This window comes from Massilia sp. Root335 (assembly GCF_001425685.1).
Taxonomy (GTDB): domain Bacteria; phylum Pseudomonadota; class Gammaproteobacteria; order Burkholderiales; family Burkholderiaceae_D; genus Telluria; species Telluria luteola.
The window spans coordinates 274,113-289,231 of record NZ_LMCY01000048.1 but is presented as its reverse complement, the minus strand read 5'-3'; the positions used below and the strand labels follow the sequence as shown (position 1 = coordinate 289,231).

12 protein-coding genes are annotated in these 15,119 nt (G+C 65.7%); 9 read left to right on the top strand and 3 right to left on the bottom strand.

Features of this window, described 5'->3' with window-relative positions:
- The first annotated feature begins 119 nt into the window (after positions 1-119).
- From rpoA to dsbD, 3 genes are all read left to right on the top strand, one after another.
- On the top strand, positions 120-1,097 hold the full coding sequence (rpoA, locus tag ASC93_RS25085) for a DNA-directed RNA polymerase subunit alpha (RefSeq protein WP_056449152.1): 978 nt from the start codon (positions 120-122) through the stop codon (positions 1,095-1,097).
- Positions 1,098-1,215: 118 nt separating this feature from the next.
- Positions 1,216-1,611, top strand: coding sequence for a 50S ribosomal protein L17 (gene rplQ / locus ASC93_RS25080; RefSeq protein ID WP_056449149.1), 396 nt, complete (start codon positions 1,216-1,218; stop codon positions 1,609-1,611).
- Between the two features lie 122 nt (positions 1,612-1,733).
- Entirely contained in the window at positions 1,734-3,641 is a 1,908-nt protein-coding gene (gene dsbD, locus ASC93_RS25075) for a protein-disulfide reductase DsbD (protein WP_056449146.1), read from the top strand.
- A gap of 122 nt (positions 3,642-3,763) precedes the next feature.
- Here dsbD and ASC93_RS25070 read toward each other — a convergent pair whose 3' ends face one another.
- Positions 3,764-4,246, bottom strand: a complete 483-nt coding sequence (locus tag ASC93_RS25070; RefSeq protein ID WP_056449143.1) for a Spy/CpxP family protein refolding chaperone — start codon at positions 4,244-4,246, stop codon at positions 3,764-3,766.
- A gap of 228 nt (positions 4,247-4,474) precedes the next feature.
- On the opposite strand from ASC93_RS25070, the gene ASC93_RS25065 reads away from it, so the two are divergent.
- The 5 genes from ASC93_RS25065 (at position 4,475) to ASC93_RS25045 (ending at position 12,187) form a co-directional block, all read left to right on the top strand.
- Positions 4,475-5,203 (top strand): response regulator, encoded by a 729-nt coding sequence (locus ASC93_RS25065; protein ID WP_056449140.1) that lies wholly within the window; start codon positions 4,475-4,477, stop codon positions 5,201-5,203.
- Positions 5,200-6,567 carry an ATP-binding protein gene (locus ASC93_RS25060; protein ID WP_082548327.1) on the top strand — a complete coding sequence of 456 codons (1,368 nt, stop codon included), beginning with the start codon at positions 5,200-5,202 and terminating at the stop codon, positions 6,565-6,567. The genes ASC93_RS25065 and ASC93_RS25060 overlap by 4 nt, the downstream gene beginning before the upstream one ends.
- Before the next feature lie 180 nt (positions 6,568-6,747).
- Positions 6,748-7,914: an efflux RND transporter periplasmic adaptor subunit gene (locus tag ASC93_RS25055; protein ID WP_056449134.1), complete on the top strand. Its 1,167-nt coding sequence runs from the start codon at positions 6,748-6,750 to the stop codon at positions 7,912-7,914.
- Positions 7,915-7,917: 3 nt separating this feature from the next.
- Positions 7,918-11,034, top strand: a complete 3,117-nt coding sequence (locus ASC93_RS25050) for an efflux RND transporter permease subunit (RefSeq protein WP_056449131.1) — start codon at positions 7,918-7,920, stop codon at positions 11,032-11,034.
- 283 nt (positions 11,035-11,317) lie between these two features.
- Complete coding sequence (locus ASC93_RS25045; RefSeq protein WP_229412867.1) at positions 11,318-12,187, top strand: hypothetical protein; 870 nt, start codon at positions 11,318-11,320, stop codon at positions 12,185-12,187.
- 276 nt (positions 12,188-12,463) lie between these two features.
- On the opposite strand, the gene hemB is transcribed toward ASC93_RS25045, so the two are convergent.
- Positions 12,464-13,477: a porphobilinogen synthase gene (gene hemB, locus ASC93_RS25040; protein ID WP_056449124.1), complete on the bottom strand. Its 1,014-nt coding sequence runs from the start codon at positions 13,475-13,477 to the stop codon at positions 12,464-12,466.
- A gap of 24 nt (positions 13,478-13,501) precedes the next feature.
- The gene (yihA, locus tag ASC93_RS25035; protein ID WP_056449121.1) at positions 13,502-14,206 is read right to left on the bottom strand and encodes a ribosome biogenesis GTP-binding protein YihA/YsxC; all 705 of its coding nucleotides are present in this window, start codon (positions 14,204-14,206) and stop codon (positions 13,502-13,504) included.
- A gap of 193 nt (positions 14,207-14,399) precedes the next feature.
- On the opposite strand from yihA, the gene ASC93_RS25030 reads away from it, so the two are divergent.
- On the top strand, positions 14,400-15,083 hold the full coding sequence (locus ASC93_RS25030) for a cytochrome c (RefSeq protein WP_056449117.1): 684 nt from the start codon (positions 14,400-14,402) through the stop codon (positions 15,081-15,083).
- Positions 15,084-15,119 lie beyond the last annotated feature (36 nt).

The following is a 15,119-nucleotide window of genomic DNA, read 5'->3' as shown; positions in this document are numbered from 1 at the left end:
TTTTTCTGCCGTCGCGCCTCACCAGATTCGCCGTACCGCCTGCTCGAAGAAGCAGGCGTTTCTACTGATGCCATCAGCCTTATCGGTGTAACGAGCCGAGGGTATTGAAGAGGACACTCATGCAAAATAGTTTGTTGAAGCCACGTATTATCGATGTCGAAACGCTCGGCGCCGGCCACGCGAAAGTCGTGATGGAACCGTTCGAACGTGGTTATGGCCACACGCTGGGCAACGCGCTGCGCCGCGTCCTGCTGTCGTCGATGATCGGCTACGCGCCGACCGAAGTGACGATCGCCGGCGTCGTGCACGAGTACTCGTCGCTGGACGGTGTGCAGGAAGACGTCGTCGACCTGCTGCTGAACCTGAAGGGCGTCGTGTTCAAGGTGCACAACCGTGACTCCGTGACGCTGACCCTCAAGAAGGAAGGCGAAGGCCCGGTCCTGGCATCCGACATCGATCTGCCGCATGACGTGGAACTGATCAACCCGGATCACGTGATCGCCCACCTGACCGCTGGCGGCAAGCTGGACATGCAGATCAAGGTCGAAAAAGGCCGCGGCTATGTGCCGGGTAACGTGCGCCGCCTGTCGGAAGACACGAACAAGACCATCGGCCGCATCATCCTGGACGCATCGTTCTCGCCGGTCCGCCGCGTGTCGTACGCCGTGGAATCGGCCCGTGTCGAACAGCGTACCGACCTCGACAAGCTGATCATCAACATCGAGACCAACGGCGTCATCACGCCGGAAGAAGCGATCCGCCAGTCGGCCCGCGTCCTCGTCGACCAGCTGAACGTGTTCGCCGCCCTGGAAGGCACCGAAGCCGCCGCGGAAGCGCCGTCGCGTGCGCCGCTGGTCGATCCGATCCTGCTGCGTCCGGTGGACGACCTGGAGCTGACCGTCCGTTCGGCAAACTGCTTGAAGGCCGAGAACATCTATTACATCGGCGACCTGATCCAGCGTTCGGAAAACGAACTGCTGAAGACGCCGAACCTGGGCCGCAAGTCGCTGAACGAGATCAAGGAAGTCCTGGCTTCCCGTGGTCTGACCCTGGGCATGAAGCTGGAGAACTGGCCGCCCGCAGGTCTGGAAAAGTAATTGCATCACCTGCCTGGGCAATGTTGCCCGGGCAGTTTTTAACCTAGAACCGGTCCGCGGTCACGCGTGTGCGTGAACGATCGAAGAACTGGATTTAAAACACTCGAAAGGAAATACCATGCGTCACCGTCACGGCCTTCGCAAGCTGAACCGCACCTCGTCCCACCGTCTCGCCATGCTGCGCAACATGACCGTTTCGCTGCTGCGTCACGAAGCGATCAAGACCACCGTTCCGAAAGCCAAGGAACTGCGCAAAGTCGTCGAGCCGATCATCACCCTGGGCAAGAGCGACACCCTGGCCAACAAGCGCCTGGCATTCGCCCGCCTGCGTGACCGCGAAATCGTGCAGAAGCTGTTCGCCGAAATCGGCCCGCGCTACAACGCGCGTCCGGGCGGCTACATCCGCATCCTGAAGATGGGCTTCCGCGTTGGCGACAACGCACCGATGGCGTTCGTCGAGCTGGTCGACCGTCCGGAAGTCACTTCGGCTGACGAAGCACCGACCGCAGAGTAATCGCTACTCGGCGTTCATGAAAAACCAGGCCGTTGCGCCTGGTTTTTTTTCGCCTGTCGAAGGCCTGCAGCGGATGCACACCCGGTGTACCATGCTGATGCGTTGAACCAATCTTCCGACCCATGTCCCGATTCTCCTCCTCGCCCGCCGCACGCCTGCTGGCCGCGCTGTGCACGCTGCTGCTGGCCTGCCTCGCCTTCGTCCCCGTCGCCCACGCGGACGACGATTTCCTGCCGCCCGAACAGGCGTTCAAGTTTTCCGCGCACATGGCGGATGCGCACACGATCGTCGTGAATTATGCGATCGCCGACGGCTACTACATGTACCGCGAGCGCTTCCACTTCAGCGCGAACGGCGCCAGGCTGGGCGAGCCCGCCATCCCGCCGGGCAAGGTCAAGTTCGACGACACGTTCCAGAAGAACGTCGAGACCTATCACCACGGCGTCGAGATCCGCATCCCCGTCGAGGCCACGGGGCCGTTCACGCTGAACGCCAGCGGCCAGGGCTGCGCGGACAAGGGCCTGTGCTATCCGCCGCAGGACACGTCGGTCCAGCTCGCGCCGGGCGGCGGCGAGCCGCAGATGAGCGTCGCGCCGGGGCAGTCGCTGCCGCCCGGCCAGGGCGCCTTCGCATTCCCGGGCAAAGCCGCCCAGCCGGCGCCGCAAGTCGATACGCCCGCCGCGATGGCACCGGCAGCGGCACCGGCCGCGCAGTCCGCCGCGCCCGCGGCGCCTGCGCCTGCGCCCGCGCGCGGCGCGCCATCCGAACTGTCCGGCATCGCGTCGCTGCTGCAGGGCGGCCGCCTGCTCGCCATCATCCCCGCCTTCATCCTCCTGGGCCTGGGCCTCGCGTTCACGCCGTGCGTGCTGCCGATGGTGCCGATCCTGTCGTCGATCATCGTGGGGGAGGGCGGGCAGGTGCACCGCTCGCGTGGCCTCGTGCTGTCGCTCGCGTATTCGCTCGGGATGGCGATCGTCTACACGGCGCTCGGCGTCGCCGCCGGCCTCGTCGGCGAGGGGCTCGCGGCCGCGCTGCAGAATCCGTGGGTGCTGTCGAGCTTCGCCTTGTTGATCGCGGCGATGTCGCTGTCGATGTTCGGCGTGTTCCAGCTACAGGTGCCGGCCGCGCTGCAGACCCGCCTGGCCAGCGCCTCCGGGCGCCAGGCGTCCGGCAAGCTGGCCGGCGTGTTCGTGATGGGCGCCATCTCCGCGCTGATCGTCGGCCCGTGCGTGGCCGCGCCGCTCGCGGGCGCGCTCGTGTACATCAGCCAGACGCGCGACGTCGTCATCGGCGGCGCCGCCCTGTTCGCGATGGCGATCGGGATGAGCATTCCGCTGCTGCTCGTCGGCGTGTCGGCCGGCTCGCTGCTGCCGCGCGCCGGCATGTGGATGGAGGCCGTGAAGCGTTTCTTCGGCGTGCTGATGCTGGCGATGGCCTTGTGGATGGCCGCGCCCGTGCTGCCGGGCCTCGCGCAGATGCTGCTGTGGGCCGCGCTGCTGCTGGGCTATGGCTTTTATCTGCTGCGCGGTCTTGGTAAAAACGGGCATTGGGCCGGCTCGGCCCTCGGCGCGGCGTGTGTCGTGCTCGGCGCGGTCCAGCTCGTGGGCGCGGCCAGCGGCGCGCGCGATCCGATTGCGCCGCTGGCCCGCTTCACGGGCGGCGCGCCGGCGCAGCCACTCGCATTCACGCGTATCAAGACCGTGACCCAGCTCGACGCCGCCCTGGCCGCGACGGGCGGCCGCACGGCGCTGCTGGATTTTTATGCGGACTGGTGCGTGTCGTGCAAGGAGATGGAAAAGCTGACCTTCGTCGATCCGGCCGTCAAGGCGCGGCTGGCGAATACGGTGCTGCTGCAGGTCGATGTGACGGCGAACGACGCGGATGACCGGGCAATGCTCAAGCGCTTCGGCCTGTTCGGGCCGCCGGGGATCATCATGTTCGACAAGCGGGGTGCGGAGATTCCCGATAGCCGGGTGATCGGCTATCAGGACACGAACAAATTCCTCGGCTCGCTGGCCAAGTTGCTGTAGGGTGGGCGGCCCCCGCCCACGCGCTCGACGTTCGCCGGCACGGGCGGCATCTCGAACGTCGCGTATCGCCGCGTGGGCACGTTTCATTTGAGGCCCCCGGCCTCAAATGCCCACCCTACCGATCAGCCGTGGCGCATGCCGTGGCCGTGGCCGTGCCCGTGGCCGAAGCGCGCGGCCTTTTCGTCGAACGTCTTCTTCTGGTCCGCGCTCAGGACCGAATAAAACGTGTTCAGGGACGCCTGGCGCTGCTCCAGGGCGGCCGTGCGCTGCTTCTGCATGTCGATCATCTTGGCCATGCGTTCCGGCGCCGTCAGATTGGCCCAGGCGGCGCGATCGTGCTGCCGGCGTGCTTGCGGCTGCATCGAGGCGACGAAGGCGTTCCAGGCGTTTTCCTGGGCCGGCGTGATCTTGAGCTCGTCGTGCAGCCTGGCGATACGCTTCGCACGGAACGCGGCGCGCTGTTCCGGCGTCGGTTTCTGGTGCTGCATGCCGTGGCGGGCCGGCGGGGCGGCCTGGTCCGTCGTTTGTGCGTGAGCGCCCAGCGCGGCGGTACCGAGGGTCAGCGCGGACAGGGCGGTAATCAGGTGTTTGCGATAGGTTTTCATCTCGTATCCTAGTCAGGGGGGTAAATTGACAAACAGCCAAACGTTGTCATCGTGCTCCGATCGGCGTCTATCGCGTCGTCTTCGCATGGTGTTCATCATGGCCTCGAGTTGTAAGCGCAGCGTTTCCGCTCTCTCGTTCTTTGTATCAATTTGTTTCCCTATCAGATCCATATACAAGCCGATACAAAGTGGCTGTTCAGCGCCGCCCCAAGTCGCGATAATGACGCCATGGACAATCCATCTACCATCCTGATCGTCGACGACGACCGCGATATCCGCTCGCTGCTGGCCGATTACCTGGAGGCGAACGGCTACCGCGCGCTTGCCGCGGCCGACGGCACCGCCATGTGGAAACTCCTGGACGAGTCGCGTCCCGACCTGATCGTGCTCGACCTGAACCTGCCCGGCGACGACGGCCTCACGCTGTGCCGCAAGCTGCGCGCGCATTCGACCATGCCCGTCATCATGCTGACCGCCCGCAGCGAGCCGCTGGACCGCATTCTCGGCCTGGAAATGGGGGCCGACGACTACCTGCCCAAGCCGTTCGAGCCGCGCGAGCTGCTGGCGCGCATCCGCAGCGTCCTGCGCCGCAGCCACGCGATGCCGCCGACCTCGCAAGCCGAGAACGTGCAGCAGATGAAATTCTCGGGCTGGACGCTCGACCTCACCGCGCGCCACCTCGTCAATCCGCAGGGCGTGATCATCATGCTGTCGGGTGCCGAATTCCGCCTGCTGCGCGTGTTCCTGGAGCACCCGAACCGCGTGCTCAACCGCGACCAGCTGCTGAACCTCACGCAGGGCCGCGACGCCGACCCGTTCGACCGTTCGATCGACATCCAGATCAGCCGCCTGCGCCAGAAGCTCGGCGAGGATGCGCGCATGCCCCAGATCATCAAGACCGTCCGCAACGGCGGCTATGTGCTGGCCGGCCAGGTCACGGTGGAGCCGAGCACGTGAGAGCTTTCCTCGGCTCGATGACGGGCCGCGTGTTTGCCACCCTGCTGCTGGGCATCCTGCTCACGGCCGCGCTGACCCAGCTGCTGGCCGACGCCGAGCGCCAGCGCGTCATCGACGAGTTCCGCGACCTGCACATGCTCGACCGCGCCGAGCAGCTGATCATGGCCACCGAGATCGTCCCCGAGTCCGCGCGCAAAGCCTATCTGGACGTGGCCAACCGTCCCGGCATGCAGCTCGTCGACGTCGACATCCACCCGGCCGCGCTGGCCCAGGTCAATTCCGAATTCACGCAAGCCCTGGCCGCCCGCATGGGGAAAGGTTATGTGATGCGCTCGCTGGCCGCGCGCCCGGCCGCGTGCGCGACGGCGCGCGACCAGCCCGTCGTGTTCGGCCTGATGCGCATGAAGTGGCGCGGCACGTGCGAGAGCATCAGCGTGCGCCTGCGCGACGGCGACGAGCTCGTGCTGTCCGTGCTGCCCCCGCGCTCGGCCACGTCGCCCCAGCGCACGGACTACACGTGGACCATTTCGATCTTCCTCGTCAGCGTCGCCTTCCTCGCCTACCTCGTGGCACGGATGACGACGCGGCCGCTGAAGCAGCTGGCGCAGGCGGCGAAAGACCTCGGCAACGACATCAACCACCCGCCGCTCGACCTCACGGGCGCCGACGAGATCCGCCAGGCCAGCGCCGCCTTCAACGCGATGCAGGCGCGCATCCGCCAGTACATCTTCCAGCGCACGCAGATGCTGGCCGCGATCACGCACGACCTGCAGACGCCGCTCACGCGCATGCGCCTGCGCCTGGAAAAGGTCAGCGAACCGGAACTGCAGGAGCGCCTGATCGGCGACCTGTCCGCGATGCAGGCGATGGTGCGCGAAGGGCTCGACCTGGCGCGCAGCATGGACACGAACGAAGCCATGCAGATGCTGGATCTCGACTCGCTGCTGGATTCCGTGTGCGCCGACGCGGCCGAGAGCTGCCAGCGCGTGACCTTGTCCGGCCATGCCGGCATGGCGTTGCTGGGCCGGCCGATGGACTTGCGCCGCTGCCTCGTCAACCTGATCGACAACGCCGTCAAGTACGGCCACGCGGCCAGGGTCAGCGTCGACCGCATCAACGGCGCCGCGCGCATCCGCATCCGCGACGCCGGCCCCGGCATCCCCGGCGTCGAGCTGGCACGCGTGTTCGATCCGTTCTACCGGGTGGAAACGTCGCGCTCGCGCGAGTCGGGCGGGACGGGCCTGGGTCTGACCATCGCCCGCAACATCGCCGAGCAGCACGGCGGCAGCATCAGCCTGGCCAATCACCCGGAAGGCGGGCTGGAGGCGACCCTGATGTTGCCGGAATATTACCCGGGCAAGTAAGCCAAAAAATCGCACGGGCAGAAACAATGCTGTTACACCCGTGTGGGACAATCCTTGCCGGAGACTGGGCCTGTCCGGCCGACGTCATCCTCATCGCATAAATACAAAAGAGATCCGGCCGCCCGTCGGCGGCGCAGGGTTAAAAGAGATCGGCCGCCCAACCGCGGCACAGGGAATGGAATGAAAAGTAAAAACATCGCGATCATCGTCGGCATCGTCGCCGCCGCCGGCGCCGCTGCGTGGACCATGAACCATGGATCGGATTCGCATGCCGACGGGGCCGCCGCGGGCGGCAAGGGCAAGGGCGCGCAGCCGCCGGCCATCGTCAACGTGGTGGCGCCGCAGCGCCAGGACGTGGCCGTCGTGCAGCAGGCCAACGGGACCGTCACGCCGATCCGCACCGTCGACCTGCACCCGCAGACGACGGCCACGATCCGCCAGGTCCACATCAAGGAAGGGCAGTTCGTCAAACAGGGCGAGCTGATGTTCTCGCTCGACGACCGCGAAGACCGCGCGAACCTCGACAAGGCGCAGGCCCAGGTCGCGCGCGACCGCGCGTCGCTGGCCGACCTCGAACGCCAGTTCAAGCGCAGCCAGGATTTGTTCGCCCAGCATTTCATCGCCCAGAGCGCCGTCGACACCTTGCGCGCCCAGGTCGACCAGGCCCGCGCCACCTTGCAGGCCGACGCCGCGGCCGCGCGCGCGAGCAGCGTCACGACCAGCTACACGGCGATCCGTGCGCCGATGGCGGGCCGCGTGGGCGGCATCAACGTCTATCCGGGCAGCCTCGTGCAGCCGGCGACGTCGCTCACGACGATCACCCAGCTGGACCCGATCACCGTCGCGTTCACCTTGCCGGAAGCGAGCCTGCCGGCGCTGCTGGCGGCCCAGAAGCGCGGCAAGGTCGACGTGGAGGCCCTGCCGGGCGCGGGACTGGCGCCGGTCAAGGGCCAGCTGAGCTTCGTCGACAACACGGTCGACCCGACGGCCGGCACGATCAAGGTGAAGGCCGAGTTCGACAATCGCGACACGACCCTGTGGCCCGGCCAGTACGTGAACACGAAGGTCGTCGTGCAGACGCTGAAGGATGCCGTCGTGATCCCGGAGAACGCCATCATCACCAATGCCCAGGGCACGTTCGTGTACGCGCTCGAGAAAGACCATTCCGCGCGCCTCGTGCCCGTGCAGCGCGTGTACGGCGCCGGCCTCATTGCTGCCGTCAGCGGTCTCGCCGGCAGCGAGCAGATCATCACCGAGGGCAAGCAGAACGTGCGTCCCGGCGCCAAGGTGCGCCTGGCGTCCGAGCTCGGCAAGGCCAAGAGCGTCCACGTCGCCGACAAGGGCTGATCCATGAATCTGTCCGAACTGTGCATCCGCCGGCCCGTCATGGTCGTGCTGCTGTCGATCAGCCTGATCCTGGTCGGCATCCTGGCGTATTCCCATATCCCGGTGGCGGCGCTGCCCAGCTATAACACGCCCGTCATCAACGTCAACGCCAACCTGGACGGCGCCAGCCCCGAGACGATGGCGTCGTCGGTCGCGCTGCCGCTCGAAAAGCAGTTCTCGACCATCGCCGGCATCAACCTGATCACGTCGACGAGCACGCAGGGCAACACGTCGCTCACGCTGGAATTCGATCCGTCGATCGACGTCAACGCCGCCGCCGTCGACGTCCAGGCCGCGCTGCTCGCGGCCCAGCGCCAGCTGCCGCAGGAAATGACGACGATGCCGTCGTACCGCAAGGTCAATCCGGCCGACGCGCCCGTGCTGTTCATGACGATGACGTCGCCGTCGATGAACCTGTCCGACCTGAACGACTACGCCGAGAACCTCGTCTCGCCCGCGATTTCCACGTTGCCGGGCGTGGCCCAGGTGCTGGTCCATGGCGGCAAGCGCTTCGCCGTGCGCGTGCGCGCGAAGACCGACCTCATGAATGCGCGCAACATCACGATGGACGAACTGGCGACCGCGCTGCGCTCGGCGAACTCGAATTCCGCGCTGGGCATCCTCGACGGTCCGCAGCAGACCCTGACCATCCAGGGCCCGCCACAGATGATGAAGGCGGCCGATTTCGAGAACCTGATCGTCGCCACGCGCGACAACCTGCCGGTGCGCCTGAAGGACGTCGCCACCGTCGAGGACAGCTACCAGTCGACCCGGGCCTTCGGCGCCTACAACGGCGAGCGTGCCATCGTGCTGCTCGTGCAGCGCCAGCCGGACGCCAACACGGTCGCTGTGGTCGACGGCGTGCGCCGCCTGCTGCCGCGCTTCCAGTCGCAGCTGCCGAGCTCCATCAAGATCAACCTCGTCAACGACCGCTCGCGGTCGATCCGCGAGGCGATCCACGACGTCAACTTCACGCTGGCGCTGACCGTGGGTCTCGTCGTGCTCGTGATCTTCCTGTTCCTGCACCGCGCGTCGGCCACGTTCATCCCGGCCGTCACGATGCCGATTTCGCTGCTGGGTGCCCTCAGCCTGTTGTTCTGGCTCGGCTACAGCATCGACAACATTTCCCTGCTGGGCATCACGCTCGCCGTGGGCCTCGTCGTCGACGATGCCATCGTGGTGCTGGAAAACATCGTGCGCCACATCGAGATGGGCAAGAAGCCGATGCGCGCCGCGCTCGACGGCTCGCGCGAGATGGGTTTCACGATCGTGTCGATTTCGGTATCGCTCGTCGCCGTGTTCATCCCGATCTTCTTCATGCCGGGCGTGATCGGTTTGCTGTTCCACGAATTCGCCGTGATCGTCGGCCTCGCGATCCTCGTGTCGGCCGCCGTGTCGCTGACGCTCGTGCCGATGCTGGCGTCGCGCCTGCTCCCGGCGCACGGCCATGACCACACGGAAGAAAAAAGCTTCATCGGCCGCCACTTCGAGGCCGCGTTCACGTCCGTGCGCAACGCCTACGAAAAGACGCTCGACGTCGCGCTGAGGCACCGGTTCGTCGTGCTGATGATTGCGTTCGGCACGTTCGCGCTGACCGTCGTGCTGTACACGACCATCCCGAAAGGTTTCTTCCCCGAGGAAGACATCGGCCAACTGCGCGTCACGACGGAAGCGGCCGAGGACATCTCGTCGTCCGCGATGGTCGTGCTGCAGACGAAGGTGGCGCAGGTGATCCAGGACGATCCGGCCGTGCAGGACGTCACGTCGTTCTCGAGCGGCGGCAACAACGGCCGCATGTTCATCGTGCTCAAGCCGCGCGCCGAGCGCGACAAGATGCCGCAGGTGGTCGACCGCCTGCGCAAGTCGCTGCGGAATGTCGCCGGCGTGAACGTCTACATGGCACCGGTGCAGAACCTGCAGCTGGGCGGCCGCCAGAGCAAGAGCCGTTACCAGTACACCTTGCAGAGCGTGTCCGGCGCCGACATCAGCCAGTGGGCCAACGAGTACATGGAGCGCATGCGCAACAACCCGATGTTCCGCGACGTCACCAGCGATACGCAGGACAAGGGCCTGCAGGCGAAGCTCGACATCGACCGCGACAAGGCCAACCTGCTGGGCGTGCAGCTGGGCGACATCCGCACGGCGCTGTACGCGGCGTTCGGCGAGCGCCAGGTGTCGACGATCTACTCGAGCGCGGCCAGCTATTACGTGATCCTGGAAACGGCGAACGAGGACCGCCAGTTCGAGGACGCGCTGTCGCGCCTGTCCGTGCGCAGCAAGACGGGCCAGCTCGTGCAGCTGTCCAGCGTGGCCACCGTCAAGCGCACCGTCGGCCCCATCGCCGTCAACCACCAGGGCCAGCTGCAGGCGATCACGCTGTCGTTCAACCTGGCGCCGGACGCGCCGCTCGGCGCCGCCACCGCCGCCATCGAGCAGATGGGCCGCGACATGAAACTGCCCGCGTCCATCATCACGAAATATGGCGGCGACGCGGCCGTGTTCCAGAGTTCGCAGTCGAGTCAGCTGATCCTGATCGTGGCGGCCGTCGGCGTGATCTACGTGCTGCTGGGCGTGCTGTACGAAAGTTTTATCCACCCGATCACGATCCTGGCCGGCCTGCCGTCCGCCGCGGTGGGGGCGCTGCTGACCTTGCGCCTGTTTAATCTCGACCTGACGATGATCGCCATCATCGGCATCCTGATGCTGATCGGCATCGTCAAGAAGAACGCGATCATGATGATCGACTTCGCCCTGGACGCCCAGCGCAACCAGGGATTGAAGCCGGAACAGGCGATCCGCGAAGCCTGTATCCTGCGCTTCCGCCCGATCGTGATGACGACGCTGGCCGCACTGATGGGCGCGCTGCCGATCGCCCTGGGCCTGGGCGCCGGCGCCGAGCTGCGCCAGCCGCTGGGCCTGGCCGTGTGCGGCGGCCTGATCTTCTCCCAGGTGATCACGCTGTACATCACGCCGGTGATCTACCTGTACCTCGACAAGTACAGCGGCAGCGGTCCGATGACCGATACGCAGCTCGTCGAGATGGAGCACGGGCGCAAGGCCGTCCTCAGCAAGGTGGCCTGATCACGACGGCGCTTGAAACCCGGGTTCCCGCCAGCGCGGGAACGGCGGTCGAACGTATGGTGTGAAATGAGGTCGAAATCCATTTCACATCGACCGATTCCTTAGTGCAAGGTTGATACACACTGTAACAACCATTAAGCCAGGCAGCTTGTAAGCTCATTACAGATGCTTAACAGCGCGTGCGCAGGGAAACCAAACAAGTTAGACTGCGCCTCGTCAATATCTTTTTACTGGCTCCTGTCCAGGGGCGTTCATTATCTTGCGTGACCATTCCCACATTCCGATGGAAGACAGCGATGTCTGCGTGCATTGCGGCCAGCCGCTGCCTGGACGGAAAGTGGTCATCTACGGCCAGAAGGGGCCGAACCGCACCGGTATTGCGGTCACGATCGCGCTGCACCTGCTGCTCGTGGCCGTCTGGCTGTTCCAGCCCAAGCCCGAACACCATGCGCCCCCCAAGGCCGGCGAAGCCATCGTCTGGCTGCCGCCGCTAAAACCGAACAAGCCGGCCGCCAAGCCGGCCGAGCAGGCGCCCAGGAAGACCGCCAAGGCGGCCGCATCCAAACCGACCCCGCCGCGCGTGACGCACGTGCAACGCCTGCCGAACACGATCACCTTGCCGCACGAAAAACCGGTCGAGGAAAAGCCGCAACCGACCAAGGAAGACAAGGCGCCGCCGCAGGAAGTCGACATGCAGGCCTATATCGACGCCCAGCGCAAGCGCCGCGGCGCGCCGGCCCAGACCGACCAGGCCGAGGAAAGCGAAGCGGCGCGCGGCAACCGCAACGCGCTCGCCAACATCGCCGCCATCAACGGCCGCGGCGGCCAGGACCCGAACGAGACGGGCGGCGTGTTCAGCGTCACGAACAAGACGTTCAGCACCGCCGACCTGAAATTCCGCGGCTGGAACCCGAACTTCAAGCGCCGCTGGCTGACGGCCGTGACGGTCGAGCGCGGCAGCGAGCCGGACATCGAGACGGCGATCGTCAAGAAGATGATCGAGCTGATCCGCAAGGAAAAGAGCGGCGACTTCGAGTGGGAATCGCATCGCCTGAACCGCGTCGTCACGCTGTCGGCGCGGCCGCAGGATACGCAGGAGCTGACGAACTTCCTGTTCAAGGAGATGTTCCCGGAATACAAACCGCCGCGGTGAGCGGACACCGGGCCCGCCATACGGTAACCGGTGAATCGTAGGGTGGGCACCCCGTGCCCACGCGTAAAGCCGGCAAGCCGCAAAGGTCGCGCGCGGGCTCGGGGAGCCCGCCCTACGGCAGCCGGTGAATCGTCGGGGGAGGGGGCACCCTGTGCCCACGCGTAAAGCCGATAAACCGCGAACGTCACGCGCGGGCTCGGGGAGCCCGCCCTACGAAATACCGCGAATTCAACACGGATAACCAACAAAAAACCGCGCCTCGGCGCGGTTTTTCTTTTACGCCGCGGCCTTCAACCGCCGCGCCACGTCCATCGCGAAATAGGTGAGCACCCCATCCGCGCCGGCCCGCTTGAACGACATCATGGTCTCCATGATGACCTTGTCCGGATCGAGCCAGCCGTTCTGGAACGCGGCCTGCAGCATCGCGTACTCGCCGCTGACCTGGTAGGCAAAGGTCGGCACCTTGAACTCGTCCTTCACGCGGCGCACCACGTCCAGGTAGGGCATGCCCGGCTTGACCATCACCATGTCCGCGCCTTCGGCGATGTCCAGCGCCACTTCGCGCAGGGCCTCGTCGCTGTTGGCCGGGTCCATCTGGTACGTGTTCTTGTCGGCCTTGCCCAGGTTGGCGGCCGAGCCGACGGCCTCGCGGAACGGACCGTAGTAGCCCGACGCGTACTTGGCCGAGTAGGCCATGATGCGCGTGTGGATGAATTCCTTCTCTTCCAGCGCCACGCGGATCGCGCCGATGCGGCCGTCCATCATGTCCGACGGCGCCACGATGTCCACGCCGGCCTCGGCCTGGGCCAGCGCCTGGCGCGTCAGCATGGCGATCGTCTTTTCGTTGACGATGTAGCCGTTCTCGTCCGGCAGGCCGTCCTGGCCGTGGGTCGTGTACGGGTCGAGGGCGACGTCCGTCATGAGGCCCAGCTGCGGGAAGTGGCGCTTCAGTTCGCGCACGGCGCGCGGCACGAGGCCGTCCGGGTTCGTCGCTTCGACGCCGTCATAGGTCTTGAGCGCCGCGTCGACGACGGGGAACAGCGCGAGCACCGGAATGCCCAGCGCGACGGCTTCCTCGGCCACCTTCAGCAGCAGGTCGACGGACACGCGTTCCACGCCCGGCATCGACGCCACCTGCTGGCGCTGGTTCTGGCCGTCGAGGATGAACACGGGGTAGATCAGGTCGGACGGCGTGACGACGTTTTCGCGCATCAGGGCGCGCGAGAACGGGTCGCGGCGCATGCGGCGCATGCGCACGGCGGGGTATTGCGAAGGCGTGATGATCGGCATGTCTAATCCTGCGGTCGTAGCAAATTATTCGTCGGCGTCGGCCTGGCCGGCATCCGCATCCGGGTCCGCGTCCAGGCCGAGCAGTTCGATGATCTTGTCGTTGGCTTCGTCGATGCCGACGCGCTTGAGCGCCGAGAACAGCTGGACGGTGAACGGAAAGCCGTTGCCATCCTCGTCGACATAGCTGTCCAGCACCTGCCGCGCCTGGCGCAGGACGTTGACGGATTCGTTGCGGTTGAGCTTGTCGACCTTCGTGAGGATGCAATGGATCGGCTTGCCCGTCGGGGCGAACCATTCCAGCATCTGGATGTCGAGCTCGGTGAACGGGCGGCGCGAGTCCATGATCAGGACGAGCGCGGCCAGCTGTTCGCGGCGCTGCACGTAGTCGCCCAGCAGCCTTTGCCAATGCAGCTTGGCGTCGCCCGACACTTCCGCGTAGCCATAGCCGGGCAAGTCGACGAGCAGGCCCTGGATCTCCTCGACGTTGGTCGGGTCCTTGCGGTGCATGGCGACGTGGGCGCCGCCGATCGAAAAGAAATTGATGTGCTGCGTGCGGCCCGGCGTCTTGGACGCGAATGCGAGGCCCTTCTGATTCGTCAGGATATTAATCGCCGTCGATTTGCCCGCATTGGACCGGCCGGCGAAGGCGATTTCCGGCACCTGCGTCTTGGGAAGATCCCGCAACTGGTTGACGGTCGTGAAGAAACGGGCTTGCCAGAGTTTGGACATGAGGGAAGTGAAGCGAAAAAGACAACGAAGGTGAGGGCAGGAAACAAAGGCTATTGTACAATAGGGAGTTACCTGTCGTCGGCGAGCCTGAAGGATGGACCATCGGCGCGGGAGCACGAGCATGACCGCTGCACTGCAACTGCAAGAAGGATCTCCGGATCCTGATTATCTTCGACTTTTTCAGGGTGCTTGAATGAATCGTGTGTTCCAACCGGCCGCATGCGCGGCGATCGTGAAGTCCTTGCTGGCCAGTTTCGTCCTCGTGGGCAGCGCTCTTGCAGCGGACGCGGCCCATGCGCCCCCGGCCGCCGCCAAGGCCGATCCGGCCAAGGGCGGTTCCCTCTACGACACCGGCGACAACGCCCGCGGCCTGCCGGCCTGCGCGTCCTGCCACGGCGCCGGCGGCAATTCGACCATCAACACCAATCCCAGGCTGGCCGGCCAGATCGATACGTACCTCCACAAGCAGCTCGTCGACTTCACGACACCGGCCCGCAACCAGCCCGTGATGACGACGTATGCCAAGATGCTGAGCGACGACGAAAAGAAAAACATCGCCGCCTGGCTCGCCACGCAGCAGCCCAAGCAGGGCGCCGCGCGCAACAAGGACACGCTCGAACTGGGCCGCAAGATCTATCGCGGCGGCATCGCGGACCGCGGCGTGGCCGCCTGCGCCAGCTGCCACGGCGCCACCGGTGCGGGCCTGCCGGTCCAGTATCCGCGCCTGGCGGGCCAGCACCAGGATTACACGGTCACCCAGCTGCAGGCGTTCAAGAGCGGCGCGCGCAGCAACAGCCCGCAGATGGCCACGCTGGCCAAGCGCCTGTCGGACGATGAAATGAAAGCCGTCGCGGATTACATTGCCGGCCTGAAGTAATGACTGGTATTGCTGGCCCCGGATAATCGAGCCGAC